The organism is Leifsonia araucanica, assembly GCF_051161895.1.
In the GTDB taxonomy this organism is placed as follows: Bacteria; Actinomycetota; Actinomycetes; order Actinomycetales; family Microbacteriaceae; genus Leifsonia.
The window spans coordinates 229,232-253,109 of sequence record NZ_JBMBTW010000002.1 but is presented as its reverse complement, the minus strand read 5'-3'; the positions used below and the strand labels follow the sequence as shown (position 1 = coordinate 253,109).

Below are 23,878 nucleotides of genomic sequence, written 5' to 3'. Positions count from 1 at the left end.
TTGTGCCGCAGATTCGGATAAAAGACGCCGCGCTCTACCTTGGGGTGAGTGACGACACCGTGCGCAGGTGGATCGACGCCGGGACGCTCGGGAGCGCGACGGACAGTGCGGGCCGCACCGTGGTCGACGGGCTCGAACTCGCCCAGCTCGCGAAGCAGAACGCCGTCCTCCCCGCTGACCCGTCCGGCGTCGCGCGCTCGGCCCGCAACCGCTTCGTCGGACTGGTGACCGGCATCGTGATGGACACCGTGATGGCCCAGGTTGAGCTGCAGTGCGGCCCACACAGGGTGGTGTCGCTGATGAGCAGCGAGGCGGTGCGCGAACTGGGGCTCGAACCCGGCTCGGTCGCCGTCGCGGTCGTCAAGGCCACCACCGTCATCGTCGAGACCCCCATCGGGAAGGACTGACCGTGCCCAGACGACTGACCGTGCCCCGACGACCGACCGTGCATCGACGCTCCATCGCGACAGCCATCGCGGCAGCGGCCCTCGCCCCCGCCCTCCTGCTCTCCGGATGCGCGGCCTCCTCCGCGACGCAGCCCACCGCATCAACGGGGTCGGCGTCGGCGGATACGGTCGACGGCACGGTCACCGTGTTCGCGGCTGCATCGCTGACGTCCAGTTTCACCGCGCTCGGGAAGGCGTTCGAGTCCGTGCATCCCGGGGCGAAGGTCACCTTCAGTTTCGCCGGGTCGTCCGACCTGGTCTCGCAGCTGACCGAGGGCGCGCCCGCCGACGTGTTCGCGTCGGCGGACGAGGCCAATATGGCGAAGGCGGTCACGGCGAAGCTGGCGGACGGGAAACCGGTCGACTTCGCCACGAACGTCCTCGCCATCGCCGTTCCTCCCGGCAACCCGGCGAAGATCACCGGGTTCGCCGACCTCGCGAAGCCGGGGGTGAAGACCGTCGTGTGCGCTCCGCAGGTGCCGTGTGGGGCCGCGACCGCGAAGGTGGAGGCGTCGAGCGGGGTGACGCTCACGCCGGTGAGCCAGGAGTCGTCGGTGACCGACGTGCTCGGCAAGGTGGAGTCCGGTGAGGCGGACGCCGGGATCGTATACGTGACGGACGTGAAGGGAGCGGGCTCGAAGGTCGCATCCGTCGCGTTCCCGGAGGCGTCCGGCGTGGTCAACACGTACCCTATCGTGGCGGTGGCCGGGGCGCCGAACCCGAAGGGGGCCGCGGCGTTCGTCGACTTCGTCACGGGCGGGAAGGGCCGCGCCGTGCTCGCGGCCGCCGGGTTCGGTGCGCCGTAGCGTGGCGTCGCCGCCGCGCCGCCCCGACGTGCCCGGCTGGATCGTCGCGCTGGCGGTGCTCGGCGGCCTGTTCGTGCTGCTGCCGCTGGTCGCGATGCTGCTGCGCGTCGATTGGGGCGAGTTCATCCCGCTGATCACGTCGCCGTCGTCGCTGGATGCGCTCTGGCTGAGCCTGCGCACCTCGCTGGCCGCGACCGCGCTCTGCGTGCTGCTGGGGGTGCCGATGGCGACGGTGCTGGCGCGGGTGCCGTTCCGCGGGCAGCGGGTGGTGCGCGCGGTGGTGCTGCTGCCGCTGGTGCTGCCGCCGGTCGTGGGCGGTCTGGCCCTGCTCTATCTTTTCGGCCGGCGCGGCCTCCTCGGCGGCTCGCTGGACGTGGCGTTCTCGACGACGGCGGTGGTGCTGGCGCAGACGTTCGTCGCCCTGCCGTTCCTGGTGCTGAGTCTGGAGGGCGCCCTCCGCACGGCGGGAACCCGGTTCGAGGCGGTCGCCGCGACTCTGGGAGCGCGGCCGGCGACGGTGCTGTTCCGGGTGACGCTGCCGCTGGTGCTCCCCGCGCTGCTGTCCGGCGCGATCCTGTCGTTCGCCCGCGCCCTCGGGGAGTTCGGCGCGACCCTCACCTTCGCGGGCAGCCTGCAGGGCGTCACGCGCACCCTCCCGCTGGAGATCTACCTGCAGCGGGAGACCGACCCGGATGCGGCGGTCGCGCTCTCGCTGGTGCTGATCGCGGTGGCGGTGGTGGTGGTCGCGGTGGCGCACGGCGCCGGCGAGCCCGGACGGCGGCGGCTGCGGGCGGCCGGTGGGTCTGCCCGCCGGTCGGAGCAGGCGGCGGCGCGGTGAACGACGTCGACGCGGAGCGCAGCGCCGGCGCGGTGAGCGACTCCGACTCCACCGTCCGGATGCGCGCGACGCTGTCCGAGCGCGGGACCGACATCGACCTCAGCATCGCGGACGGCCAGACCGTCGCCGTGCTCGGCCCGAACGGCGCAGGCAAGTCCACCGTGCTCGGGATGCTCGCCGGGCTCGTCCGCCCCGACACCGGCCGGGCGACGCTCGGCGGCGACGTGCTGTTCGACCTGCCCGGCGCCTGGACCCCGCCGCACCGCCGCGGGGTGGCTCTGCTCGCGCAGGAGCCGCTGCTGTTCCCGCACCTGACCGTGCGGCAGAACGTGGAGTTCGGTCCGCGGGCCGGACGCGCATCCCGGGTCGACGCGCGGGGCGTCGCCGATGGCTGGCTGCGCTCCGTTGGTGTGGAGGCGTTCGCCGACCGCCGCCCCGACGAGCTGTCCGGCGGGCAGGCGCAGCGGGTCGCCGTGGCCCGCGCCCTCGCCGCCGAACCCCGGCTGCTGCTGCTCGACGAGCCGCTTTCTGCGCTCGATGTCGCCGTGACCGGCGAGGTGCGGCAGACACTCGCGCGAGCATTCGCCGGGCGCACGGCCGTGATCGTCAGCCACGACGCGCTCGACGCCTACCTGCTCGCCGATCGGGTGATCGTGATGCACGACGGCCGGATCGTCGACGACGGACCGACCAGGGACGTGCTCGACCGCCCCCGCCGCGCGTTCACCGCCGAGCTGACCGGGGTGACGCTGCTGACCGGGCGGCGCACCGCATCCGGGATCGTCACCGACAACGGGACCGCGCTGGACGGAACGGTGCTCGACGGAACTGTGCTCGACGGAACGGCCACCTCCCCCGCCCCGCCCATCGGCTCACGGGTCGCCGCCGCCGTTCGGCCGTCGACCGTGCGGGTGCTCCGCGCGCTCGATCCCGCGCCGGACATCCCGAACCAGTTCCCCGCCACCGTGCACGACCTGGAGCCCCGCGGCGACCTCGTGCTCGTGCGCACCGACAGCCTGCCCGCGCTGGTCGCGCCGTCGGTCGTCGCCGACCTCGCCCTGATGCCGGGCACACCGGTCACCGTCGCGGTCGATCCCGCCGACCTGCCCGTCTACGCCCTCTGACGTCCGGAGTCATCGAGCCGGGACGTGTGTACGCCCGCTCCCGGCGTGTCGCGTACAGAAGTCCCGGCTCGATGGCTTGGCGACGAGCGCCCGCGGCTCAGGAGCCGATCTGGAAGCCGTTCATAGCGTTGCCGCCGTTCGGATTGCGGGACGGGAGCGGGTCGTCGAAGCGCAGGTTGGCCTTGCCCGGCTGGCTCGACGGGGCGACGCGGGTGCGCACCGCCGCGACGATCGCCACGATCATGGCCGCCAGCAGCACCAGGCCGGCCGCCGCGAGCGCCCAGCCCGCCGCGTCGCCGAAACCGATCATCACGATCCCGATCGGCCCGGTCAGCCATGCGGCGACCCCGGCGACGATCGCCGCCACGATCAGCAACGCAACCCTCCGCCGACGCCGTTGCACCGCAGCGAACTCGTCCATCAGCGTGCTCATCGCGCACCTCCCCTGCTCAGCCCCCACTGTTGCGCCAACCCTAGCGCACCGGTCAGGTCAGATCGGGTCAGGTCACCCGCCCGCGAACGGCGGAAGCACATCCACGGTCCCCGCCACGCGTCTGGCGGGGTCGCGCGACACGACAGCATCCACCAGGAACGACCCTGACCGCAGCACCAGCTCCATCGGCGCGCCGTAGCGGGCGAGCAGTTCGGCGCGCAGGGCACCGAGCGTCGGCTCCGCCAACCGGATGCGCTCCTCCGGCCGCCCAGCCGCCTCCTCGGCCGCGGCGAAGTACCGCACGAGCACGGTGCCGTCAGCGGCGCCGTCGGCCGTGCCGTCCACCGCTCCGGCCGCGTCAGCCACCGATCGCCCCCATGCTCCGCACCGGAGGCACGAACCCGTCTGCCCCGATCCCGTGGCCGGCCTGCTTGCCCCACATCGCTCCCCGCCACCAGCGGGCGATCTCGGCGTCGTCCGCCCCGCCGCGCAGCAGTGCGCGCAGGTCGGTCTCGTCGTCGCCGAACAGGCAGGAGCGCACCGTGCCCTCCGCCGTGATCCTGGTACGGTCGCAGGCCGAGCAGAACGAGCGCGTCACCGAGGCGATGATGCCGACCGTCGCAGGGCCGCCGTCCACCAGCCACTCCTCCGCCGGCGCGGAGGGATCCACCCTGCCCGCCTCTGTGAGGGTGAAACGGGCGCCGAGCACGTCGAGGAGTTCGGCGGCGGGCACCATGTTGTCGCGCATCCAGGTGTGGTCGGCGTCGAGCGGCATCTGCTCGATGAAGCGCAGACGGCAGCCGTTCTCGATCGCCCAGGCGAGCAGGTCGGGGGCGCCGGCGAGCGTGTCGCGCATCAGCACGGCGTTCAGCTTGAGCGGCGTGAGCCCGGCGTCGTGCGCCGCGCGGATGCCCGCGAGCACCGCCGGCAGCCTGTCGCGCCGGGTCAGGCGGGCGAAGTGCTCCCTGTCGACCGTGTCGAGCGAGACGTTCACCCGGGTGAGCCCGGCATCCACCAGGCTCCGGATGCGGTGGTCCAGTCCGATCCCGTTGGTCGTGATCGAGAGGTCGACGCCCGGCGCCGCCTCCGCGGACAGGCCGATGATCTCGGCGAGGTCTGCGCGCATCAGCGGCTCCCCGCCGGTGAGCCGCACCTCGGTGATGCCGAGGTCGCGCGTGGCGATGCGCACCAGCCTGGAGATCTCGACGGCGCTCAGCAGGTCGTCGCGCGGGATGCTCGGCAGGCCGTCCTCCGGCATGCAGTACGTGCAGCGCAGCGAGCACTTCTCCGTCACGGAGACGCGCAGGTCGCGGGCGACTCTGCCGTACCGGTCGACGAGGTCCCGTGTGTCCGGGCGGCCCTCCGTGCTCGGCTCTGTCCGCAGAGCTGCGCTCCGCGGCGTGCCGAGGTTGACGACGGTCATAGGCAACACCATAGACCGCGCGGGTGGCCGGGTAATAAGCTGCGCGCATGGGAATCATCTCCTCCGGATTCCTCGGCCGCCGCCGTACCGAGGACACACGACTTCCGCCAGGCCAATACCTCACAGAGGGCTTCCCCGTGCTCTCCGCCGGTCCGACGCCGCGCATCACGCACGACGAGTGGGCGTTCACCATCACCACCGAGAACGGGACGGTGCACCGCTGGAGCTGGGACGAGTTCCTCGCCCTCCCCCAGGACGACGTGACCCAGGACATCCACTGCGTCACCAGCTGGTCGAAACTCGGCACCTCGTGGCGGGGCGTCGCCATCGACACCCTGTTCGAGGGCGTCGACACCGACTACGAGTACACGATGGCGCACTCCTACGGCGGATACACCACCAACGTCCCGCTCGCCGACCTGCTCGACGGGAAGGCCTGGATCGCCCACACCTTCGACGGCGAGGACCTCGCCCCGGAGCACGGAGGGCCCGCGCGCCTGCTGGTGCCGCACCTCTACTTCTGGAAGAGCGCCAAGTGGGTCAACGGCCTGCAGATGCTGCCGCAGGACCAGCCGGGGTTCTGGGAGCAGAACGGCTACAACATGTACGGGGACCCCTGGAAAGAAGAGCGCTACTGGTGAGCACGGCCTGGCGCGTCGCGGAGGTGGTGGCCGCCCGCTTCGAGACGCCGACCGCGCGCACGCTGCGGCTGCGCATCCCCGGCCTCAGCGGGCATCTGGCCGGGCAGCACGTCGACATCAGGCTCACGGCTCCCGACGGATACCAGGCGGTGCGGTCGTACTCGATCGCGTCTGCCCTGCCCGGCGACGAACTCGAACTGACCGTGGAGGAGCTCGCGGACGGCGAGGTCTCCCCCTACCTCGTGCGCGGCGTGACGACGGGAGAGCAGCTGGAGGTGCGCGGCCCGGTCGGCGGCTGGTTCGTCTGGCGGCCGGGTGAGCAGACGCCCATCCAGCTGATCGCCGGAGGCTCCGGCGTCGTGCCGCTGATGTCGATGGCGAGGGCGCACGCCGCAGCGGCGAGCGCAGCACCGTTCCGGCTGCTCTACTCCGTGCGCTCCCCCGAGGCCGTCTACTACCGCGACGAGCTCGCCATGCTCGCCGGGGATACGGCCGCCCCGCTCTCCGTGAACTACGTCTACACCCGCGAGACCCCGCCCGACTGGCCGGTGGATGCGGGACGGCTGACCGCGGAGGCGCTGGCGGCGGCCGTCCTGCCGGTCACCGCGACCCCCACGTTCTACCTCTGCGGCGCGACCGCGTTCGTCGAGACGGTGTCCGGCTGGCTGGTGGACGCCGGGCACGACCCTGCACGCATCAGGACCGAACGCTACGGCGGGATCGGAGGGGCGGCATGACCGGACTGGACTACCTCGACGGGAACGCGGCGGCCGGGCTGCTGTCGGAGGTCTTCGCCGCCGACATCACCAGCGCCGTCGGCAAGTGCGCCAGCTGCGGAGACGAGGCCGTCGTCGCCGTCGCGCGGGTGTACCCGAACGATCACGGACTGGTGGTGCGCTGCTCGGTCTGCGGCGACGTGCTCGTGGTCGCCGTCGAGAAACGCGAGACGGTGTGCGTCGACCTGCGCGGGCTGAGCTGGCTGGAGATGCGTCCAGCCGCCACCGCGTAGAATTCTCCGGTGCTCCCCGACTCCCCCTCCCCCGACTCCGACGCGCTCGATTCCGATGCGCCCGGCGCATCCGGCGCATCCGGCTCCGCTGCGTCCCGCGTCGACCCCGCAGACCTCGCAGCGGCCCTCCGCGTCCTGGAGAACCTGCACGAGCTCGACGAGGAGCACCCCGACTTCATCACCGTGCGCCGGGCGACCGCGCACATGTTCAAGGCCGTCAAACAGGCCAGGCGCAAGGAGATCCGCCGCGCCGTCGCCGAGGCCGACAAGGCCGTCGTCGCCGCCACCGCGACCGGAGCACCGGACCGCATCGACGACGAGACCCGCGGCCTCGACCTCACCACCAGCACGGAGGCGGCGAGCGCAGGCACCCTCCTGAAGTCCCGCGCGTGCTACATCTGCAAGCAGCACTACACGCTCGTCGACGCCTTCTACCACCAGCTCTGCCCCGACTGCGCAGCCCTCAGCCACGCCAAGCGCAACGCGAGGACCGACCTCACCGGCAAGCGCGCCCTGCTCACCGGCGGCCGCGCCAAGATCGGGATGCACATCGCCCTGCGGCTCCTGCGCGACGGCGCGCACCTCACCATCACCACCCGGTTCCCCCGGGATGCCGTCCGCCGCTTCTCCCAGCTGCCGGATGCGTCCGACTGGCTGCACCGCCTCCGTGTCGTCGGCATCGACCTGCGCGACCCCGCCCAGGTGATCGCGCTGGCCGACTCCGTCGCCGCGCAGGGCCCGCTGGACATCCTGATCAACAACGCCGCCCAGACCGTCCGTCGCTCGGCGGGAGCGTACTCGCTGCTCGCCGAGGCGGAGAGCCAGCCGCTCCCCGACGGTCCCCTGCCCGAGATGGAGACCTTCGGTCACACGGCGGACCCGCACCCGCACGCGCTGGAGGCGTCCGTGGCCGCGCATCCCCTGCTCTCCGCCGCGAACGTCGCCGGCACGGTCGCCGAACTCGCCGGTCCGTCTGCGCTCACCGCCGACGAGCTTGCTGCTCTCGCGATGGCGCCGGGCTCGTCGTCGCTCGCCAAGCACGCCGACGGCACCGCCATCGACGCCGGAGGGCTCGTACCGGATGTGCACACTGTCAACAGCTGGACCCAGGCGGTCCAGGATGTGGACCCGCTGGAGATGCTGGAAGTGCAGCTCTGCAACACCACCGCACCGTTCCTGCTGATCAGCCGGCTGCGCGCATCCATGGCCGCCGCCACGGCAGCCGCTGAGGCCGGGCGGGCGTACATCGTCAACGTCTCGGCGATGGAGGGCGTGTTCGGCCGCCGCTACAAGGGGCCGGGCCACCCGCACACCAACATGGCGAAGGCCGCCCTCAACATGCTCACCCGCACCAGCGCGGGCGAGATGTTCGAGACGGACCGCATCCTGATGACGGCGGTCGACACCGGCTGGATCACCGACGAGCGCCCCCACTACACGAAGGTGCGCCTGGCGGAGGAGGGCTTCCACGCCCCGCTCGACCTGGTCGACGGCGCCGCCCGCGTGTACGACCCGATCGTGCGCGGACAGGCCGGAGAAGACCTGCACGGCGTGTTCCTGAAGGACTACCGCAGCTCGGCCTGGTGATCCGCTAGCCCGACGCGGCCGCGTCGCGTCATCCCTGCACGTTCCCGCGCTCTCTCCGTGCGTACAATTCAGTTGCGCGCCGACCTGCACGAGAACGAAGGAACCGATGTCCAGCACTCCTGCGGAGACTGCCCCCACGAGTCCGACTCCGGTTCCCGGCCAGGCGCACGAGCCGCGGAAACCGGCCAGGCCGGGGAAGAGCACGTTCCGGCACTGGCTGCTCTCCGGACTGATCGACGAGCGCGGCACCCACCAGGGCCCGCACGGCAGGAAGCCGGAACGCCAGCACACCTGGTGGCAGGTCATGTGCCTCACCGGCGTCGACTACTTCTCCACCCTCGGCTACCAGCCGGCCATCGCCGCCCTGGCCGCCGGGGTGGTCTCCCCCTTCGCCACGCTCGTGCTCGTCGCCCTGACCCTGCTCGGCGCCCTGCCGGTGTACCGCAGGGTTGCCAGGGAGAGCTTCAAGGGCTCCGGATCCATCGCGATGCTCGAACGCCTGCTGCCCTGGTGGGCGGGAAAGCTGTTCGTGCTCGTGCTGCTCGGCTTCGCCGCCACCGACTTCATGATCACGATCACCCTGTCCGCGGCGGACGCCACGGCCCACGCGATCGAGAACCCGTACACGCCCGAGTGGTTCCACGGCAACCAGGTCGGCATCACGCTGTTCCTCCTGGCGCTCCTCGGCGCGGTGTTCCTCAAGGGCTTCCGGGAGGCCATCGGCATCGCCGTCGTCCTGGTGGCGGTGTACCTGGCGCTCAACGTGGTGGTCGTCGCCACGTCCATCGTCGAGGTGTTCCAGCACACCACTGCCATCGACGACTGGTGGGCCGCGCTCAACACGCAGCATGGCAATCCGCTGATGGTGGTCGGGATCGCGCTGCTCGTCTTCCCGAGGCTCGCCCTCGGCCTGTCCGGCTTCGAGACCGGTGTGGCGGTCATGCCGCAGATCAAGGGACGGCCGGACGACGACCCGGAGTACCCGCGGGGACGCATCCGGGGCGCCGGCCGCCTGCTGACGACCGCGGCCATCATCATGAGCTGCTTCCTCATCACGTCGAGCTTCACCACCACGCTGCTGATCCCGCAGAAGGAGTTCCAGTCCGGAGGCTCCGCCAACGGCCGCGCGCTCGCCTACCTGGCCCACGAATACCTGGGCAACGTGTTCGGCTCCGTCTACGACCTCAGCACCATCCTCATCCTGTGGTTCGCGGGAGCATCGGCGATGGCCGGTCTGCTGAACCTGGTGCCGCGCTACCTCCCCCGCTACGGCATGGCGCCGCAGTGGGCGCGCGCCGTGCGCCCGCTGGTGCTGGTGTTCACGCTCATCGCGTTCGTCATCACCCTGGTCTTCCAGGCCGACGTGGATGCGCAGGGCGGCGCGTACGCGACCGGCGTGCTGGTGCTGATCACGTCGGCATCCCTCGCCGTCACCCTGTCGGCCTGGCGGAAGAGACAGCGCAAGCGCACCATCGCGTTCGCGATCGTCACCACGATCTTCGTCTACACGACCATCGCCAACATCTTCGAGCGCCCGGACGGCCTGCGCATCGCCAGCCTGTTCATCATCGGCATCATCACCATCTCGATCGTCTCCCGCATCGGCCGGTCGTTCCAGCTGCGCGCTACGTCGGTCACTCTCGACGTCACGGCGCTCGACTTCGTCCTCGAAGACGCGGAGGAGGGCGAGATCCGGATCATCTCGCACGAGCCGGACGTCGACACGACGAAAGAGTACGAGCAGAAGAACAAGGACGAACGCAAGTACAGCCACATCCCGCAGCGCTCCCGCACGATCTTCATCGAGGTCCACCGGTCGGACTCGTCCGACTTCGAGGAGGACCTGATCGTGCACGGCGTGGTCAAGCACGGCTACCGGGTGCTGCAGGTGAAGGCGGGCAACGTTCCGAACACGATCGCGGCGGTGCTGCTGGAGATCCGGGATGTCACCGGCGTCGTGCCGACGATCTACTTCGAGTGGACCGAGGGCAACCCGATCTCCAACATGTTCCGGTTCCTGATCACGGGTGTCGGCGAGGTGGCTCCTGTGACGCGCGAGGTGCTGCGCGAGGCGGAACGCGACGTGAAGCGCCGCCCGGCCGTACACGTGTCCTGACGCGGGGCACGCGGGGCGGGGTGCTCCGGGCGGGGCGCGCTGGGCGGTGCGCTAGCTGACCGTGGCCGGGCTGTGGCAGCATGAGCGCATGTTCGGTCAGGGTTTCTTCGACACCATCGCGGTCGCCTTCGAGGTCGTCGGCGTCAGCGCGATGGCGGTCGGCTTCCTCGTCGCGGTCGCCATCGCGATCCGCGCCTGGGTGATCTCCCGCTCCGGGCGGACGGCGTTCAAGACGCTCCGCGAGAGCTTCGGCGGTGTCATCCTGCTCGGACTGGAAGTGCTGGTGGCCGCCGATCTGGTCAGGACGGTCACCTCGACGCCGTCGCTCACCGACGCCCTGGCGCTGGCGCTGATCGTCCTCATCCGGACCGTCCTGAGCTTCTCGCTGCAGATCGAGATCGACGGGGTGGCGCCGTGGCGCCGGGCGCTCGTCACCGGTCCGGAGGTCATCGCGCGGTCGGCTGCGCGTACGCAGCGCTGACGCGCGGGCGTGCGTCGTCCTGTCGCGCGTCGGGTGGGGTGACGAGCGCGGGACGCGCGCCGGAGGTCAGTCGGTGCGGGCGGCGCGCTCCGCGTTGCGTGCCTTGACGCGGGCGTTCTCCGCGTGCACGGCGGCCTGGGTGGCGCGCTCGGTGACCAGCCACGCGGGCGGGTTCTCCAGCAGCGCCTTGATCTCCGCCGTCGTCAGCGCCTCGGTGACGCCACCGCGGGCGAGGCCGGAGTTGGAGACGCCGAGCTTGTGGGCGACGACGTCGCGCGGGTGCGGTCCTTCCGCGCGCAGGGTGACCAGCCACTCCGGCGGGTTGGCGGCGAGTTCGTCGAAGTCGGTGCGGCTGACCTCGCCCTCCTGGAACTCGGCAGGGGCGGCCGGGAGGTAGATCCCCAGCTTCTTCGCGGCGGTCGCCGCCTTCATCGTCTGGGGCTTCTTCTGGGCGCTCATAGGTTCAAGGGTATCCGTTCGATACCCTCGGAGAATGCCGTCCACGTTCACGATCGTCTTCCCCCTCGGCGTGACCGTCGGCAAATGGACCCGCGTCTTCGAGCAGCGCCACCCCGAGGTGCAGCTGATCGTCTCCCGCGTCCCGGATGCGGACCAGCGCGCAGCCATCGACACCGGCGGGGCAGACATGGCCTTCGTGCGCGAGCCGGTCGACACCGACGGCCTCCACCTGATCCCCCTCTACTCCGAGGACATCGTGGTCGCGATGCACCACGAACACCTCCTCACCCTGGAGAAGAAGCTGCACCTGGCCGAACTCGACGGCCAAGCGGTGGTCGACGGCGAGCCGTCCGAGGCGATGTTCCGCAGCATCGCGGCTGGAGACGGCATCGCGGTGATGCCGCAGTCGGTCGCGAAGTCCCTGCGCCGCAAAGACGTGGTGGCGATGAAGCTCGAAGACGCCGAGCAGAGCAGGGTGGGACTCGCCTGGCCACGGGATGCGCAGCACGAGCTGGTCGACGAGTTCATCGGCATCGTCCGCGGCCGCACCGCCCACAGCTCCCGGAACCCCGACGTGGCGGCCGCGCAGGCCGACGCGGCGAAGGAGGGCACCAGGAAGGACGGCGGCAAGAAGGACGGCGGCAAGAAGGACGGCGGCAGGAAGGACGGGGGCAAGCGCCCGGCGTCCGGCCCCAACGGCCCAGGCTCGAAGCAGACGAGGCGCCCGACCGGCGGCCCGCGCCGCCCGCCGCGCCGCGGAGGCGGCCGCCGCTCCCACTGAGCCGTGCCACCCCACTGAGCCACATCGGCCGGGCCCCGCCGCCCACGCCACCCGCTCCACCCACGCCACCCGCTTCACCCGCTCCGCCCACGCCACCCGCTCCACCCGCTCCACCCGCTCCACCCGCTCCGCCCACGGTGCAGAATGTTGCCATGTCGCTCAGCGCCGGTCGTGAAGCCCAGTCCGCCATCTACCGCGCGGGCGTGGCGGGGCGCACCCCGCGCATCCCGGTCGGTTTCACCGCGCTGGAGCGGGCGGCCGAGCGTCGCATGTCGCGGGCGGCGATCGCGTACGTCGCGGGTTCCGCAGGGCTCGAACGCACCGACAGGGCGGACACGGCCGCGTTCGGCAGCCACCGGATCGTGCCGCGGGTGCTCCGTGACGTGTCGTCGCGCGACCTCGGCATCGAGCTGTTCGGGCGTCACAGGCCCACCCCGCTGCTGCTCGCGCCGATCGGAGTGCTCGACCTCGCGCATCCATCGGCCGACAGCGGTGCGGCCCGCGCCGCCGCCGCGCTCGGCATCCCGGCCATGCTGTCCAACCAGGCGTCGACGCCGATGGAGACCGTCGCCCGGGACATGGATGCGGTGAACCAAGGCGCGAGCCGCTGGTTCCAGCTGTATTGGAGTTCGTCGAACGAGCTGGTCGAGAGTCTCGTCTCCCGCGCGGAGCTGTCCGGCTGCGAGGCCATCGTCGTCACCCTCGACACCCACGTGCTCGGCTGGCGGCCGCGCGACCTCGATCTCGGCTACCTGCCGTTCAGCCGCGGCCGCGGGATCGCGCAGTACACGAGCGATCCCGTCTTCCTGCGCCTCGTCCGGGAACGCATCGCCGCTGGACACCCGAGAGAGCGCACGCCCGTCACCCCCGCGACGATCGCCTCGTTCGCGAGCATCCTGCGCCACCACCCCGGCCGCCTGCGCGACAACCTCCGCTCCGCTGAGCCGCTCGCGGCCATCGAGACGTTCCTCGACGTGTTCGCGAACCCGGCGCTCACCTGGGCCGACCTCGCGTTCCTGCGCGAGCGCACCGCGCTGCCGATCGTGCTCAAAGGCGTGCTGCACCCCGACGACGCCGTGCGCGCGATCGACGCGGGCATGGACGCCGTGCAGGTGTCGACGCACGGCGGGCGCCAGATCGACAACGAGCAGCCCGCACTGGATGCGCTCCCCCACGTGGTCGAAGCGGTGGCCGGACGCATCCCGGTGCTGTTCGACAGCGGCGTGCGCAGCGGGGCGGACGCGGTGGTCGCGCTCGCCCTGGGCGCGCGCGCGGTCGCGATCGGGCGCCCGTACGTCTACGCGCTCGCACTCGCGGGCGAGGCCGGCGTGCGGGAGCTGCTGCGGAACACCATCGCGGAACTGGACATCACCCTGGGGCTCGCCGGTGTGCGCAGCGTCGCCGAGCTGGACGCGTCGATCTTCGCCTGACCCTGGGTGCCCGGCACCAGCACCGGCGGCACCGGCTCAGGACACCGACGCCCCGATCAGCGACAGAAGTGCCGTCGCGTACGCGGTCGCCGCATCCTCGTCCTCGAACATGCGCTCCTCACCGCCGATGGCGATGCTGACGCGGTAGCCGTCCGGGGTGCGCGCCAGGTGCAGGAAGGAGCCGCCGAGGAGTTCGCGCAGCTGATCCTCGCGCGGGATCCACAGCGCGTCTTCGACGGCGAGCGAGTCGAGGGCCCACTCGGTCGTGCCGTTGAAGCCGAGGATCGTGCCCGTGTCGAACTCGTGCGGCTCGATGGTCATGTCGCTCACCGTGAACCGGTCGCCGGCGAGCTCGTCGCGGTCGATCGCGAACGTGTCCCCGGACTGCGGGCGCCAGCGGAGCCCTGCTGCACGCAACTGGCGGGCGGTGTCGTCTGCGATCATCGGATGCTCCTGAGCCTGCTCGTGAGAACCATGTCCGCGAGTCTAGGCTCCCGACCCTGCGAAACCCAGAGCGTGCCCGCCCGGCACTCGCTCACGCCCAGCCGGAGACCTCACGCCCCCGCAGGCGGCCACACCCCGATGATGATCGCCATCACCACGATCGTCACCAGCTCGTGCGCGATGTTCAGGATGGTCAGCCCGCTCGGCCGCCTGTCGAACGCGTCGTGCGTGATCATCCGCGCCGCCGTGAACCCCGCCCAGAGCACCACGCCCGTGAGGAGGGCGCTCCAGAAGAACGAGCCGCCGTAGAACCGGAACGCGATGTCGGTCGCCCCCGCCAGCACCCACGCCGTGATGAAGCTCACGACGACCGTGGTGATGAGCGCGACCGCCGCGCCCTTCTGCATCGACTCCTCGTCGTGCCCGGTGGCCTTGATCCAGTAGCGGCCGAACACGCCTCTGGCGTACCAGACGGCGCCGACCGCCATGCTCGATGCCGTGGCGATGATGACCGCCCAGTAGTTGATTGCGGGAACCATGATGTTTCCTCTCAGTCCGTGACCAGTACGATCTTCCCGCGCACGTGGCCGGCCTCCAGCCGGGCGAACGCCTCGATGACGCGCTCGATCGGGAAGATCGAGTCGATCGGCAGGATGCACTCGTCTTCCGCGAGCAGCCCGGCCAGCCAGGCCAGCTCCTCGTTGCCCGCCGCCGACCCTCCGACCGTGCGCGCACCGAGGGCGTCGGGACCGAACGCGGCGATGGTGTTGATGCGCTCCACCGGCACGCCCAGCGCGATCCCCACCTCGATGGTCTCCCTGCCGTGGTTGTCGAGCACGGCCGTCAGCGCGCCGCCGTCGAGCGCAGCCAGCACCCGGTCGGCGAGGCCATCCCCGTAGGCGACGGGCACGATCCCGAGCCCGTCGAGATACGCGTGGTTCTCCGAGGCCGCCGTGCCGATCACGGTGGCTCCCGCGCGCACCGCGAGCTGGGCGGCGAGCACGCCGACGCCTCCTGCCGCTGCGCTCACGAGGACCGTGTCGTCCTCCGTCAGGCCGATGGATGCCGTGGTCGCCACGGCCGTCCTGCCCACCGTCGCGAGCGCTCCGGCCGCCTCGAAGGTGAGAGGGTCCGGCTTGTGCAGCACGGCCCCGTCCTCCTGCACGACGATGAAGTCGGCGAACGTGCGGAACGGCGCGCTGCCGAAGACGGCCTCGCCGACGGTGAAGCGCGTGACCCCCTCGCCGACCTCCTCGACGAACCCGGAGAAGTCCTGGCCGAGACAGCTCGGGACGGTGACGCCGAAGCGGGACGCGACGTCCGCATCCCGGTACGCCTTGACGTCGATGGCGTTGAGGCCGGCCGCCATCACCCGCACGACGAGCTCACCGGGCCCTGGCCACGGCCGCTCCGTGTCGACGATCCGGAGAGCGTCGCGGGAACCGAACTCGTCGAACTGAACGCACCTGGGCACATCGACTCCTTCACGCCTGTGACGAGGAGTCTAGTCAGCCGGCCTAGCCGAAGAGCAGAGCAGCCTCGTCGTACCTGGCCTGCGGAACGGTCTTCAGGCCGCCGGTCGCGTCGGCGATGGACACGTTGACGACGTCGGTGCCGCGCAGCGACACCATCGAGCCCCAGCGTCCCTCGTAGACGGCGTCGACCGCCGCCATGCCGAGGCGGGTGGCGAGCACCCTGTCGTACGCGCTCGGGACGCCTCCGCGCTGCATGTGGCCGAGCACGGTGGCGCGCGCCTCGATGCCGGTGCGCTCCTCGATCATCGGGGCGAGCATCTCGCCGATGCCGCCGAGGCGCGGACGGTTGAACGCATCCAGGCCCTTGTGGGAGTGCGCCTCCTCCATCGTGTCGAGGTGGAAGCCCTCGGAGACGACGATGACCGGCGCGCGGCCGCGGTCGCGGACCGACTCGACCCACTCGATGATCTGCTCGATCGACTGCGGCTGCTCGGGGATGAGGATGGCGTGCGCTCCACCCGCCATGCCGGAGTGCAGGGCGATCCAGCCGACGTGGCGGCCCATGACCTCCACCACCATGCAGCGCTGGTGGGACTCCGCGGTGGTGCGCAGCCGGTCGATGGCCTCGGTCGCGATCTCGACGGCGGTGTCGAAGCCGAACGAGTAGTCGGTGGCGGCCAGGTCGTTGTCGATGGTCTTCGGGACGCCGACGATCTTGAGACCGGCGTCGGTGAGACGGCGGGCAGCGGTCAGCGTGCCCTCTCCGCCGATCGCGATGATGGCGTCGATGCCGTTCTCGTCCATCATCGCCTGGATGTGCTCAGGGCCGCCGTTCTCGCCCTCGAACGGGTTGGTGCGGCTGGAGCCGAGGATCGTGCCGCCCTGACGGGAGAGGCCACGGACGCTGTGCCGGTCGAGCGGCATGATGTCGCCGTCGACGACGCCGCGCCAGCCGTAACGGAAACCGGCGAACTCGGAGCCGTGGACGCGGTCGCCCTTCAGGACAGCGCCGCGGATGACCGCGTTCAGTCCTGGACAGTCGCCGCCACTGGTGAGGATGCCGATCTTCAAAATGCTGCTCCCTGGGTGATATTCGCTACCTGTGAATCATGCCCGACGCCGGGCACCAGCACAAAAACGCGGGTACAGGACCCGCTCGCGCTGCCGCTAGAGCCCGAGCGCGCGCTGCAGCTTGGACGAGCTCGCCGACACCACGGCGCCCGCGGCGAGCACGCGCTCCTCGATCTCGTCGAGCAGCGCGGTGCGGCCGGAGCGGGTGTCTGGTGCGCCGCTCAGCAGCTCGACCTCCCACTCGCGCCACGACTGGGTGCCCCCGCTGCGGAGGTTCTCGCTGGTGACGTGGTCGTCGCAGAACTCGGCGAGGTCGAACCCGGCCGCATCCTGCAGCACGACGGTGACGCGCCGGTTGGTGACCCTGGCCACCGGCACCAGCTCCGCCTCCGCGATCCGCGCATCCGGGACCACGGCGGCGACGGAGGCGATCCGCGCATCCGGGACCACGGCGGCGACGGAGGCGATCAGCTCCTCCGGAACGTCGTCCCCGTCGGTCAGCGGCCAGTGCAGCTCTGTGCGGCCTTCCTCGGCCGGCAGCTTCACATGCCAGCCCTGGTCGGCTCCCCCGCGGCGGACGCGCACCGCGATCCTCGCGTGCGCCAGGGTGAGGTCTGCGGTGTCGAAGTAGGTGGCGACGAGTTCGGCGGTCTCCGGTTCCGTCTGCGTGGCGACAGCGCCGACGCCCACCAGCAGCGGAGGGGCCGTGGTCTCGTCGACGTCGTATTTGCGCTCGATCTCGACCTGGGAGTGCTGTGGCATGCCCCTTGTCTAGTGCAGATTCGCTCTGTCGCGAAATTACAAGACGGCGACCGGCCCCCTCTCTATGGTGAGGGGATGAGCGAGCACGAGACGATCACCGCCCGATTCGAGGTCACCGGCTGGGACCCGGCAGAGCTTCCCGGCATCGACGGGGACTGGGTCGGAGCGATCACCATGCGGAAGACGTACACGGAGGGACTGGTCGGAGAGTCCGTCGCGCACTTCGTGTCGTCCGGCACGGAGGAGAGCCGCGGCTACCTCGCGGCCGAGCGGGTGACGGGCACCCTCGACGACGGCAGGACCGGCTCGTTCACCGTGCACCACGGCGCGCTGCAGCACCCGAGCGACGACTCGGCGTTCGGCTACATCATCCCCGGCACGGGGACGGGCGATTTCGCCGCATTCTCCGGCCAGGCGCGCATCCTGCACGACGGCAGAGGGCCGTACTTCGTCTTCACGCTCGGCTGACACTCGCCTCTCGACCGCGGCAGGCGCGAGAGGTACCCTCGGTGCATGACCGAGAGCGACACGCGCGGCGGCGACGACGAGCTGGACGACTTCCGCGAAGCCCAGGAGGCCGACTACGAGCCGGCCCCCATCGTTCGCGACGAGGACGACCTGCCCGTCGCCGACGACGAGGACGACGACCTCGTCCCGGACGACGACCGGCCGGTGCCTCTCGACCCGGACGACGCCGACATCGCCTGAGGCGGCGCGGCCCCCACCCGGGCGACTAGCCCAGCGCGTCCTCCAGCAGGTGGATGAGCGCATCCAGCTGCACGGAGTCCGCCGAGCCCGGCTCGACATCCGAGCCATCGAGCGCGCGAGCCGCGAGGCCCTGCTTGGCGTCGATCAGTTCGGCGATCTTGGAGTCGATGGTCTGCGCGGCGATGATCCTCCACGCCGTGACCGGCTCCTCCTGGCCGATGCGGTGCACGCGGTCGATGGCCTGGGTCTGCTCCGCCGCCGTCCAGGACAGCTCGGCCAGGACGACGTTGGATGCCGCCTGCAGGTTGAGCCCGACGCCCGCGGCGGTCAGCGAGCACACCGCCACCGACACCTCCGGGTCGTTGTTGAACGCGTCGATCTCCCGCTGGCGGGCGATCGCGGTCTGGTCTCCGCGGATCGAGATCGTCTTGAGGTCGCGGGCGGCGAAGGCCTCCTCCGCCGCATCCATCACGTCGATGTGCTTGGCGAAGAACACCACCTTGCCGACGGAGCGCGCGAGCTGCGCGGCGTAGTCGGAGGCCAGCCCCGCCTTCGCCTGGCCGATCTTGCGGACCATCGTGAAGACGTTGTCGCCGCTCTTGGACGAGCGTGCGTCCTCCAGCTCAGACTGCGCGACGAGGCGGATGAGGTGCGCACGGTGCGCGTCGTCGTCTCCGTCGAACGAGTCCGGCCGGCCGGCGGCGGATGCGCGGCGGAACTTGGCGACGAGGCGTGCGGCCAGCTCCTTCTCCGCCTGGCGGATGCTACGGCCGAGGTCGTCGTCCAGCTCGACCGGCAGGTCGACCACGCGGCGGCTCGGCAGGTCGGCGGCCACGTCGATCTTGCGGCGGCGGACGATGCCCATGTCGATGACGGCCTCGCGCGCGGCGGCGTAGAAGCCGAAGTCGGCCGGCGTCAGCTCGGTCTCCTCGAGCTTCTCCATCAGGGCCGGCGCCGGCTTGTTGCCGTCGATCCAGCCGAGGAACTGCCAGATGGCCTTGAAGTCGTCGATGTCGTTGATCAGCGGGGTGCCGGTGAGCGCCATCAGCAAGGGGTCGCCGTTCTTCTTGATCGCGTCCGCGAGCCCGAGCACGTACTTGGAGCGCTGCGAGTGCAGGTTCTTGATGAAGTGCGCCTCGTCGACGACCATGCCCTTGAAGCCGAGCGTGCTCAGCCAGGCGAGGTGCCGATCCAGGACCTCGTAGTTGACGATGACGACGTCGGCGAACGCATCCAGGCCCTCGCCGTCTCCGTGGATGACCGTCGCTCTGCGGTGCGGCGTCCAGCGCTCCACCTCGCGCGCCCAGTTCATCTTGACGACGTTCGGCACGACGGCGAGCAGTGGATACGCGCCGGCGACGCTGGCAGCGAGGACGGACTGCGCCGTCTTGCCGAGGCCCGGCTCGTCGGCGAGCAGGAAGCTGCGGTGGCCGAGCCGGACGCTCTCCACGAAGCGGGCCTGGTGGTGCATCAGCTCGAGGCCGGGAGGCGAATACCGGTCGATGGCCGGAGCGGGCGGCAGCTCCATGCTGGCCGCCTGGCCGCCTGAGCCGTACTCGAACGACTTGAACAGCGGGCCGAGCAGCTCCCACGAGTCGAGTCGGCGCCGCGGAGCGGATTGCGCGGCCGTGGCCTTCGAGAAGTCGGGGGCGAGGAACGGGTTCGAGAGCTGCCTGGCACGCACGGACTGCGGGATGACCTGCTTCTCGGCGAGCTCCGGCGTGATGACGCTGTCCTGCTTGGCGACGGGACGCTCCACGGTGATGATGAGGTCGTCCGGCGAGAGCTCCGTGCCCGATTCGAGCAGCCAGTCCCTGCGCATGGTCTGCGCGGTCGCCGTGGGAGGGGACTCGCTCTCCAGCAGGGCGATGAGCGAGGTGTCGCGCGCTGCCGTCTTGGCCAGGATGGTCGCGATGCCGTCCAGACGCTTCAGCTGCTCCGCGCGAGCGGCGTCGCTCAGCTCGGGGTCCGACTTGGCCCTGGCCCTCTCCTCGCGCATGAGGAACGCGATGACCTGGAACTTGGTGCGATTGGTCGGTCCGAGCTTCTTGCCGTCCGCGGCCTTCGCCTCCACCTCCCGCACTTTGCGCGCGAGGACGGGGATCAGCCCGTCGTTGTTCGCGTGGCGGGTGCGTCGCTGCTGCTGGCGCGACGAGCTGGTGCGTTGACCGGAACGAGACATGGTCCTCCAGGGGGAGCGTCGCGCGCTGACGAAGAGCGGACGCCGTATGGCGTGAGGGCCGGCGCAGCGTCCGGGCGGGGAACCGAATGGTCCCGCCCGCCGCGGTGAGCGCCGGGGACGCGTCGTGCAGGAACTCGCGACGCGACCACCAGTTTACGCGAGGATGCGCGAATCAGCGACGCGGATCGACGGGGATCTTCACGGTGACCGCGACGGCGACGAAGAGCACGGCGCCCGCGAGGTGCAGGAGACGGATGACCACGTCTCCGAAGGTGATCGGCCAGACCGGGTTCCAGAGCACGGCGACGGGGATCAGACCGGCCAGCCACCACCACTGCTTGGCCTGTCCGGCGAAGACGCAGAGGATGAGCGCGAGGATGCTCACCGCATACTGCACGTAGAGGTACCACTCGCCCCCGATCAGGGCGAGGCCGCCGATCAGGACGATCGCCCCGAGGATGCCGGGCGCGAGAGCCGCGCGGTTGAAGGTCGGCTGCGTGGTGGGTCGGGACACGGTCACCGAGTCTACGGCAGGAGCATCCACGCTGGTGGGGCGTGCCGGCGCCGATGAGGCTCCGGCACGCCCACGTTCAGCTGTGCGTGTGATTCAGCAGGGGCCTTTCCGCAACAGGAACGCGCATGGTGGGGCGTCCGACCCCACGCTCACGGTCACAACGGAATGGCGGGCGAGCTCGACGAATTCGCCGAGCTCCAGACGGGTCATGGGCACGCGACGGAGTTCGGCATCGGAAGCGATGCCGTTCACCGCGAACGCCACGTCTGGGACATCGTACGGTTCACCGGCGAGATCGAGGAACGTGATCGGCGACGGATCGTCGTTGTCGAGAGGGAACACACTGAGAATCGCGTCGGCCGCGGCTTCAGTCGTCACCTCTCCGAGATGAATGACGGGTGAAACTATTTCTTCTTGTGGATAGCCGCTGCCGACAAGGGTAAGCATGTCGCCATCGTGCATGGAATCAAGGACGCTCAAGAGCGCACCGGACAGCAGCGGGCTGAGGTTCTTCAGCAAAGTCGGGCCTTTCCTGTAAAACGAATATTTCTCAACCCCTATGTGGAGGATAGACCCGGCAGTATGTCCTCCCCCACCCCCCATTCAGGGGTGAATGCACGCGGCACGCCGGGATACTGTTCAGATCGCACACAGGGTCACTGATATGGACGCATCCCGGCGCCGAATATGACGCCCGCGTCAGGAAGAAACCGTACGCCCGGAAAACCGTCGCAACCGCAGGCTGTTGAGCACCACGAACACGCTCGAGAACGCCATCGCCGCCCCGGCGATCATCGGGTTGAGCAGCCCGGACGCCGCGATCGGGATGGCCGCGACGTTGTACGCGAACGCCCAGAACAGGTTGCCTCTGATGATCGAGACCGTGCGCCTGGACAGCCGGATCGCGTCCGCCACGAGTACCGGATCCGAGCGCAGCAGCGTGAGGTCGCCCGCCTCGATGGCGACATCCGAGCCCGAGCCCATCGCGATGCCCAGATCGGCGGCCGCGAGCGCCGCAGCGTCGTTGACGCCGTCCCCGACCATCGCCACCGACCGGCCGTCGTCCTGCATCCGCCGGACGGCTTGCGCCTTGCCCTCCGGCGTCGCCCCGCCCACCACGCGCTGGATGCGCAACGGCGCGACCACGGCGCGCACGGTCTCCTCGTGGTCGCCGCTCAGCACCACGGGCTCCAGGCCGAGCGCCCGCACCCGGCCGATCGCCTCTGCGGCGTCCGGACGCAGCGGGTCCGTGACGCTGAGGACCGCGGCCGGTGCGTCGTCGACGGAGACGACGACCGCCGTGGCGCCCGCCGCCCTGGCGTCGCGTAGCGCGTTGGAGAGCACGTCAGGGAGCGTCGCGTGCGTGTCGGCGCGTGCGACGGCGACCGTCCGTCCATCCACCTGCGCGGTCACGCCGAAGCCGGCCACGGCGCGGAATCCGGTGACGGGAGCATGCGCATCCACTGCCGCAGCGATCGCCCGGCCGATCGGATGCTCCGACCCGCGCTCGGCCGACGCGGCGAGCAGCAGCACCTCCTGCGCATCCACCCCGTCCGCCGTCACGACGCCGGTGACCGTCATCGCTCCGGTGGTGAGGGTTCCGGTCTTGTCGAACACGATCGTGTCGATGCGGCCCGTGCGTTCGAGCACCTCCGGGCCGGTGATCAGGATGCCGAGCTGGGCGGCGCGTCCCGTGCCGACCAGCAGCGCGGTCGGGGTCGCCAGACCGAGCGCACACGGGCAGGCGACGATGAGCACGGCGACCGCGGCGGAGATCGCGGCGGACGTGCCGCCGCCGAGGAGCATCCACACGCCGAAAGTGGCCAGGGCGAGCGCGATGACCACGGGCACGAAGACGCCGGAGATCCGGTCGGCCAGTCGCTGGACGGCCGCCTTGCCGAGCTGGGCCTCCTCCACCAATTTCGCCATCCTGGCCAGCTGCGTGTCCGCTCCGACCCGGGATGCGCGCACCACCAGCGTGCCGGCGTGCGCGATGGTACCTCCGGCGACCGTGTCGCCCTGTGACACCTCGACCGGCACGGACTCCCCCGTCATCGCGCTGGTGTCGACGGCGGCGGCGCCGTCCTGCACCACGCCGTCCGCGGCGATGCGTTCGCCCGGCCGCACCACGAACCGATCGCCGACGGCGAGCGCGGAGACCGGAACGCGCGTCTCCGACCCGTCGCCGGTCAGGATCGCGACGTCCTTCGCCCCGGCCTGCAGCAGTTCGCGCAGCGCGGCGCCCGCCCTCCGCTTCGACCGCTCCTCCACGAACCGCCCGAGCAGCAGGAACGTCGTGACGCCGGCAGCGACCTCCAGGTAGATGGCCCCGGATGCGCTGCCCGGCTCCGCGACGAGGGTGAACGGATGCCGCATCCCCAGTTCGCCCGCCGTGCCGAAGACGAGCGCCCACAGCGACCACAGGTAGGCGGCGGCCGTGCCGAGCGACACGAGCGTGTCCATCGTGGCCGCCCCGTGCCGCAGGTTCATCGCCGCAGAGCGGTGGAACGGCCAGCCGCCCCACAGCACCACCGGCGTCGCCAGCAGCAGCGACACCCACTGCCAGCCCCAGAACTGCCAGGCCGGGATCATGGCCAGCAGCACGACAGGCACGGTGAGCGCCGCGCTGACGATCAGCCGCAGGCGCAGGGCGGACGACGACGACGCATCCCGGGGTGGCTCCACCGCTTCGATGACGTGCGCGCCGTATCCGGCCTTCTGCACCTCGGCGACCAGCAGAGCTGGATCGATGGACGCGGGGGCCGTGACCCTGGCCCGTTCGGTGGCGAGGTTGACGCTGGCGGTGACGCCGTCGATCCTGCCGAGCCGCTTCTCGACGCGGGCGACGCAGCTGGCGCAGATCATCCCGTCGATCGCGAGGTCGAGCTGGATGCCGGGAGCGGCCGTGTCGGCGCTCGTCACAGCAGGGGAAGCTGTCGGGGGTGCGCCAGCGTGTACCCGGCCTCTTCGACCGCGCTCTGGACCGCATCCCGTGCGAGAGCGGCGTCGCTGGTGACCGTCGCCGTGCCTGCCGCCACGTCGACCGCCACAGCCGTGACGCCGTCGAGCGCCCCCAGCTCTTCGCTCACCGCGTGCGCGCAGTGCGCGCAGGTCATGCCCTGGATGTCGTAGCTCGTTTCCATGTCTT

At 70.9% G+C, this 23,878-nt stretch carries 28 protein-coding genes; 14 read left to right on the top strand and 14 right to left on the bottom strand.

From position 1 onward, the window contains the following. The first annotated feature begins 2 nt into the window (after window positions 1–2). The 4 genes from ACN6M5_RS01205 to ACN6M5_RS01190 are packed head-to-tail and all read left to right on the top strand — an operon-like array spanning window position 3 to window position 3,214. Complete coding sequence (locus ACN6M5_RS01205; RefSeq protein ID WP_168689106.1) at window positions 3–407, top strand: TOBE domain-containing protein; 405 nt, start codon at window positions 3–5, stop codon at window positions 405–407. Window positions 408–409: 2 nt separating this feature from the next. Continuing rightward, window positions 410–1,252: a molybdate ABC transporter substrate-binding protein gene (gene modA / locus ACN6M5_RS01200; RefSeq protein WP_434948224.1), complete on the top strand. Its 843-nt coding sequence runs from the start codon at window positions 410–412 to the stop codon at window positions 1,250–1,252. A gap of 1 nt (window position 1,253) precedes the next feature. After that, window positions 1,254–2,090, top strand: a complete 837-nt coding sequence (locus tag ACN6M5_RS01195) for an ABC transporter permease (protein WP_434948223.1) — start codon at window positions 1,254–1,256, stop codon at window positions 2,088–2,090. A gap of 59 nt (window positions 2,091–2,149) precedes the next feature. Then, on the top strand, window positions 2,150–3,214 hold the full coding sequence (locus ACN6M5_RS01190; RefSeq protein WP_434952280.1) for a sulfate/molybdate ABC transporter ATP-binding protein: 1,065 nt from the start codon (window positions 2,150–2,152) through the stop codon (window positions 3,212–3,214). Between the two features lie 97 nt (window positions 3,215–3,311). Here the strand turns inward: ACN6M5_RS01190 and ACN6M5_RS01185 are convergent, their stop codons facing one another. The 3 genes from ACN6M5_RS01185 to moaA all read right to left on the bottom strand — a co-directional run bounded on the left by ACN6M5_RS01185 (window position 3,312) and on the right by moaA (window position 5,070). Beyond that, window positions 3,312–3,647: a hypothetical protein gene (locus tag ACN6M5_RS01185; RefSeq protein ID WP_085369295.1), complete on the bottom strand. Its 336-nt coding sequence runs from the start codon at window positions 3,645–3,647 to the stop codon at window positions 3,312–3,314. Window positions 3,648–3,719: 72 nt separating this feature from the next. Continuing rightward, window positions 3,720–4,013 (bottom strand): MoaD/ThiS family protein, encoded by a 294-nt coding sequence (locus ACN6M5_RS01180; RefSeq protein ID WP_434948222.1) that lies wholly within the window; start codon window positions 4,011–4,013, stop codon window positions 3,720–3,722. Next, complete coding sequence (gene moaA, locus ACN6M5_RS01175; protein WP_434948221.1) at window positions 4,006–5,070, bottom strand: GTP 3',8-cyclase MoaA; 1,065 nt, start codon at window positions 5,068–5,070, stop codon at window positions 4,006–4,008. The genes ACN6M5_RS01180 and moaA overlap by 8 nt, the downstream gene beginning before the upstream one ends. Window positions 5,071–5,117: 47 nt before the next feature. Here moaA and ACN6M5_RS01170 point away from each other — a divergent pair, with 47 nt between their 5' ends. The 6 genes from ACN6M5_RS01170 (at window position 5,118) to ACN6M5_RS01145 (ending at window position 10,904) form a co-directional block, all read left to right on the top strand. Then, window positions 5,118–5,711 (top strand): sulfite oxidase-like oxidoreductase, encoded by a 594-nt coding sequence (locus tag ACN6M5_RS01170; RefSeq protein WP_168689102.1) that lies wholly within the window; start codon window positions 5,118–5,120, stop codon window positions 5,709–5,711. Further along, entirely contained in the window at window positions 5,708–6,448 is a 741-nt protein-coding gene (locus ACN6M5_RS01165) for a ferredoxin reductase (protein WP_434948220.1), read from the top strand. The genes ACN6M5_RS01170 and ACN6M5_RS01165 overlap by 4 nt, the downstream gene beginning before the upstream one ends. After that, the gene (locus tag ACN6M5_RS01160) at window positions 6,445–6,720 is read left to right on the top strand and encodes a DUF6510 family protein (RefSeq protein ID WP_085369299.1); all 276 of its coding nucleotides are present in this window, start codon (window positions 6,445–6,447) and stop codon (window positions 6,718–6,720) included. The genes ACN6M5_RS01165 and ACN6M5_RS01160 overlap by 4 nt, the downstream gene beginning before the upstream one ends. 9 nt (window positions 6,721–6,729) lie before the next feature. Then, the gene (locus ACN6M5_RS01155) at window positions 6,730–8,307 is read left to right on the top strand and encodes an SDR family NAD(P)-dependent oxidoreductase (protein WP_434948219.1); all 1,578 of its coding nucleotides are present in this window, start codon (window positions 6,730–6,732) and stop codon (window positions 8,305–8,307) included. Between the two features lie 106 nt (window positions 8,308–8,413). Continuing rightward, a complete protein-coding gene (locus ACN6M5_RS01150) occupies window positions 8,414–10,423 on the top strand; it encodes an APC family permease (protein ID WP_434948218.1) in 2,010 nt (669 codons plus the stop codon). A gap of 88 nt (window positions 10,424–10,511) precedes the next feature. Further along, window positions 10,512–10,904: a DUF1622 domain-containing protein gene (locus tag ACN6M5_RS01145; protein WP_434948217.1), complete on the top strand. Its 393-nt coding sequence runs from the start codon at window positions 10,512–10,514 to the stop codon at window positions 10,902–10,904. 66 nt (window positions 10,905–10,970) lie between these two features. On the opposite strand, the gene ACN6M5_RS01140 is transcribed toward ACN6M5_RS01145, so the two are convergent. Beyond that, a complete protein-coding gene (locus ACN6M5_RS01140) occupies window positions 10,971–11,363 on the bottom strand; it encodes a DUF5997 family protein (protein WP_085369303.1) in 393 nt (130 codons plus the stop codon). A gap of 34 nt (window positions 11,364–11,397) precedes the next feature. On the opposite strand from ACN6M5_RS01140, the gene ACN6M5_RS01135 reads away from it, so the two are divergent. Together ACN6M5_RS01135 and ACN6M5_RS01130 are read left to right on the top strand one after the other, a co-directional pair. Further along, entirely contained in the window at window positions 11,398–12,144 is a 747-nt protein-coding gene (locus tag ACN6M5_RS01135; RefSeq protein WP_434948216.1) for a LysR family substrate-binding domain-containing protein, read from the top strand. A gap of 152 nt (window positions 12,145–12,296) precedes the next feature. Continuing rightward, window positions 12,297–13,574, top strand: coding sequence for an alpha-hydroxy-acid oxidizing protein (locus ACN6M5_RS01130; RefSeq protein WP_434948215.1), 1,278 nt, complete (start codon window positions 12,297–12,299; stop codon window positions 13,572–13,574). A gap of 36 nt (window positions 13,575–13,610) precedes the next feature. On the opposite strand, the gene ACN6M5_RS01125 is transcribed toward ACN6M5_RS01130, so the two are convergent. The 5 genes from ACN6M5_RS01125 to ACN6M5_RS01105 form a co-directional block, all read right to left on the bottom strand. Next, window positions 13,611–14,018, bottom strand: coding sequence for a hypothetical protein (locus tag ACN6M5_RS01125; RefSeq protein WP_434948214.1), 408 nt, complete (start codon window positions 14,016–14,018; stop codon window positions 13,611–13,613). 110 nt (window positions 14,019–14,128) lie between these two features. Next, complete coding sequence (locus tag ACN6M5_RS01120) at window positions 14,129–14,557, bottom strand: DUF1761 domain-containing protein (protein WP_434948213.1); 429 nt, start codon at window positions 14,555–14,557, stop codon at window positions 14,129–14,131. Between the two features lie 11 nt (window positions 14,558–14,568). Next, window positions 14,569–15,492, bottom strand: coding sequence for an NADP-dependent oxidoreductase (locus tag ACN6M5_RS01115; protein WP_434948212.1), 924 nt, complete (start codon window positions 15,490–15,492; stop codon window positions 14,569–14,571). A 43-nt stretch (window positions 15,493–15,535) separates the two neighbouring features. Further along, on the bottom strand, window positions 15,536–16,564 hold the full coding sequence (locus tag ACN6M5_RS01110; protein ID WP_085369308.1) for a 6-phosphofructokinase: 1,029 nt from the start codon (window positions 16,562–16,564) through the stop codon (window positions 15,536–15,538). A gap of 96 nt (window positions 16,565–16,660) precedes the next feature. Beyond that, window positions 16,661–17,326 (bottom strand): CYTH domain-containing protein, encoded by a 666-nt coding sequence (locus tag ACN6M5_RS01105; RefSeq protein ID WP_434948211.1) that lies wholly within the window; start codon window positions 17,324–17,326, stop codon window positions 16,661–16,663. A 75-nt stretch (window positions 17,327–17,401) separates the two neighbouring features. Between ACN6M5_RS01105 and ACN6M5_RS01100 the strand changes: the two genes are divergently transcribed. Beyond that, window positions 17,402–17,794: a DUF3224 domain-containing protein gene (locus ACN6M5_RS01100; RefSeq protein ID WP_168689092.1), complete on the top strand. Its 393-nt coding sequence runs from the start codon at window positions 17,402–17,404 to the stop codon at window positions 17,792–17,794. A gap of 45 nt (window positions 17,795–17,839) precedes the next feature. Further along, entirely contained in the window at window positions 17,840–18,034 is a 195-nt protein-coding gene (locus ACN6M5_RS01095) for a hypothetical protein (protein ID WP_168689091.1), read from the top strand. Window positions 18,035–18,059: 25 nt separating this feature from the next. On the opposite strand, the gene ACN6M5_RS01090 is transcribed toward ACN6M5_RS01095, so the two are convergent. From ACN6M5_RS01090 to ACN6M5_RS01070, 5 genes are all read right to left on the bottom strand, one after another. Beyond that, window positions 18,060–20,216: a DEAD/DEAH box helicase gene (locus ACN6M5_RS01090; RefSeq protein ID WP_434948210.1), complete on the bottom strand. Its 2,157-nt coding sequence runs from the start codon at window positions 20,214–20,216 to the stop codon at window positions 18,060–18,062. A 172-nt stretch (window positions 20,217–20,388) separates the two neighbouring features. Then, window positions 20,389–20,730 (bottom strand): DUF6804 family protein, encoded by a 342-nt coding sequence (locus tag ACN6M5_RS01085; RefSeq protein ID WP_434948209.1) that lies wholly within the window; start codon window positions 20,728–20,730, stop codon window positions 20,389–20,391. Between the two features lie 93 nt (window positions 20,731–20,823). Beyond that, a complete protein-coding gene (locus tag ACN6M5_RS01080; RefSeq protein ID WP_085369314.1) occupies window positions 20,824–21,249 on the bottom strand; it encodes an RbsD/FucU family protein in 426 nt (141 codons plus the stop codon). Window positions 21,250–21,429: 180 nt separating this feature from the next. Beyond that, entirely contained in the window at window positions 21,430–23,652 is a 2,223-nt protein-coding gene (locus tag ACN6M5_RS01075; RefSeq protein ID WP_434948208.1) for a heavy metal translocating P-type ATPase, read from the bottom strand. After that, entirely contained in the window at window positions 23,649–23,873 is a 225-nt protein-coding gene (locus tag ACN6M5_RS01070) for a heavy-metal-associated domain-containing protein (protein ID WP_168689089.1), read from the bottom strand. Before ACN6M5_RS01070 ends, ACN6M5_RS01075 begins: the two co-directional genes overlap by 4 nt. Window positions 23,874–23,878 lie beyond the last annotated feature (5 nt).

Coding starts and splice junctions, on each gene's coding strand:
- ACN6M5_RS01135 (WP_434948216.1), top strand. CDS start 11,398: ATGCCGTCCACGTTCACGATCGTCTTCCCCCTCGGCGTGACCGTCGGC.
- ACN6M5_RS01160 (WP_085369299.1), top strand. CDS start 6,445: ATGACCGGACTGGACTACCTCGACGGGAACGCGGCGGCCGGGCTGCTG.
- ACN6M5_RS01125 (WP_434948214.1), bottom strand. CDS start 14,018: ATGATCGCAGACGACACCGCCCGCCAGTTGCGTGCAGCAGGGCTCCGC.
- moaA (WP_434948221.1), bottom strand. CDS start 5,070: ATGACCGTCGTCAACCTCGGCACGCCGCGGAGCGCAGCTCTGCGGACA.
- ACN6M5_RS01145 (WP_434948217.1), top strand. CDS start 10,512: ATGTTCGGTCAGGGTTTCTTCGACACCATCGCGGTCGCCTTCGAGGTC.
- ACN6M5_RS01090 (WP_434948210.1), bottom strand. CDS start 20,216: ATGTCTCGTTCCGGTCAACGCACCAGCTCGTCGCGCCAGCAGCAGCGA.
- ACN6M5_RS01150 (WP_434948218.1), top strand. CDS start 8,414: ATGTCCAGCACTCCTGCGGAGACTGCCCCCACGAGTCCGACTCCGGTT.
- ACN6M5_RS01105 (WP_434948211.1), bottom strand. CDS start 17,326: ATGCCACAGCACTCCCAGGTCGAGATCGAGCGCAAATACGACGTCGAC.
- ACN6M5_RS01140 (WP_085369303.1), bottom strand. CDS start 11,363: ATGAGCGCCCAGAAGAAGCCCCAGACGATGAAGGCGGCGACCGCCGCG.
- ACN6M5_RS01120 (WP_434948213.1), bottom strand. CDS start 14,557: ATGGTTCCCGCAATCAACTACTGGGCGGTCATCATCGCCACGGCATCG.
- ACN6M5_RS01185 (WP_085369295.1), bottom strand. CDS start 3,647: ATGAGCACGCTGATGGACGAGTTCGCTGCGGTGCAACGGCGTCGGCGG.
- ACN6M5_RS01190 (WP_434952280.1), top strand. CDS start 2,150: ATGCGCGCGACGCTGTCCGAGCGCGGGACCGACATCGACCTCAGCATC.
- ACN6M5_RS01170 (WP_168689102.1), top strand. CDS start 5,118: ATGGGAATCATCTCCTCCGGATTCCTCGGCCGCCGCCGTACCGAGGAC.
- ACN6M5_RS01070 (WP_168689089.1), bottom strand. CDS start 23,873: ATGGAAACGAGCTACGACATCCAGGGCATGACCTGCGCGCACTGCGCG.
- ACN6M5_RS01100 (WP_168689092.1), top strand. CDS start 17,402: ATGAGCGAGCACGAGACGATCACCGCCCGATTCGAGGTCACCGGCTGG.
- ACN6M5_RS01130 (WP_434948215.1), top strand. CDS start 12,297: ATGTCGCTCAGCGCCGGTCGTGAAGCCCAGTCCGCCATCTACCGCGCG.
- ACN6M5_RS01095 (WP_168689091.1), top strand. CDS start 17,840: ATGACCGAGAGCGACACGCGCGGCGGCGACGACGAGCTGGACGACTTC.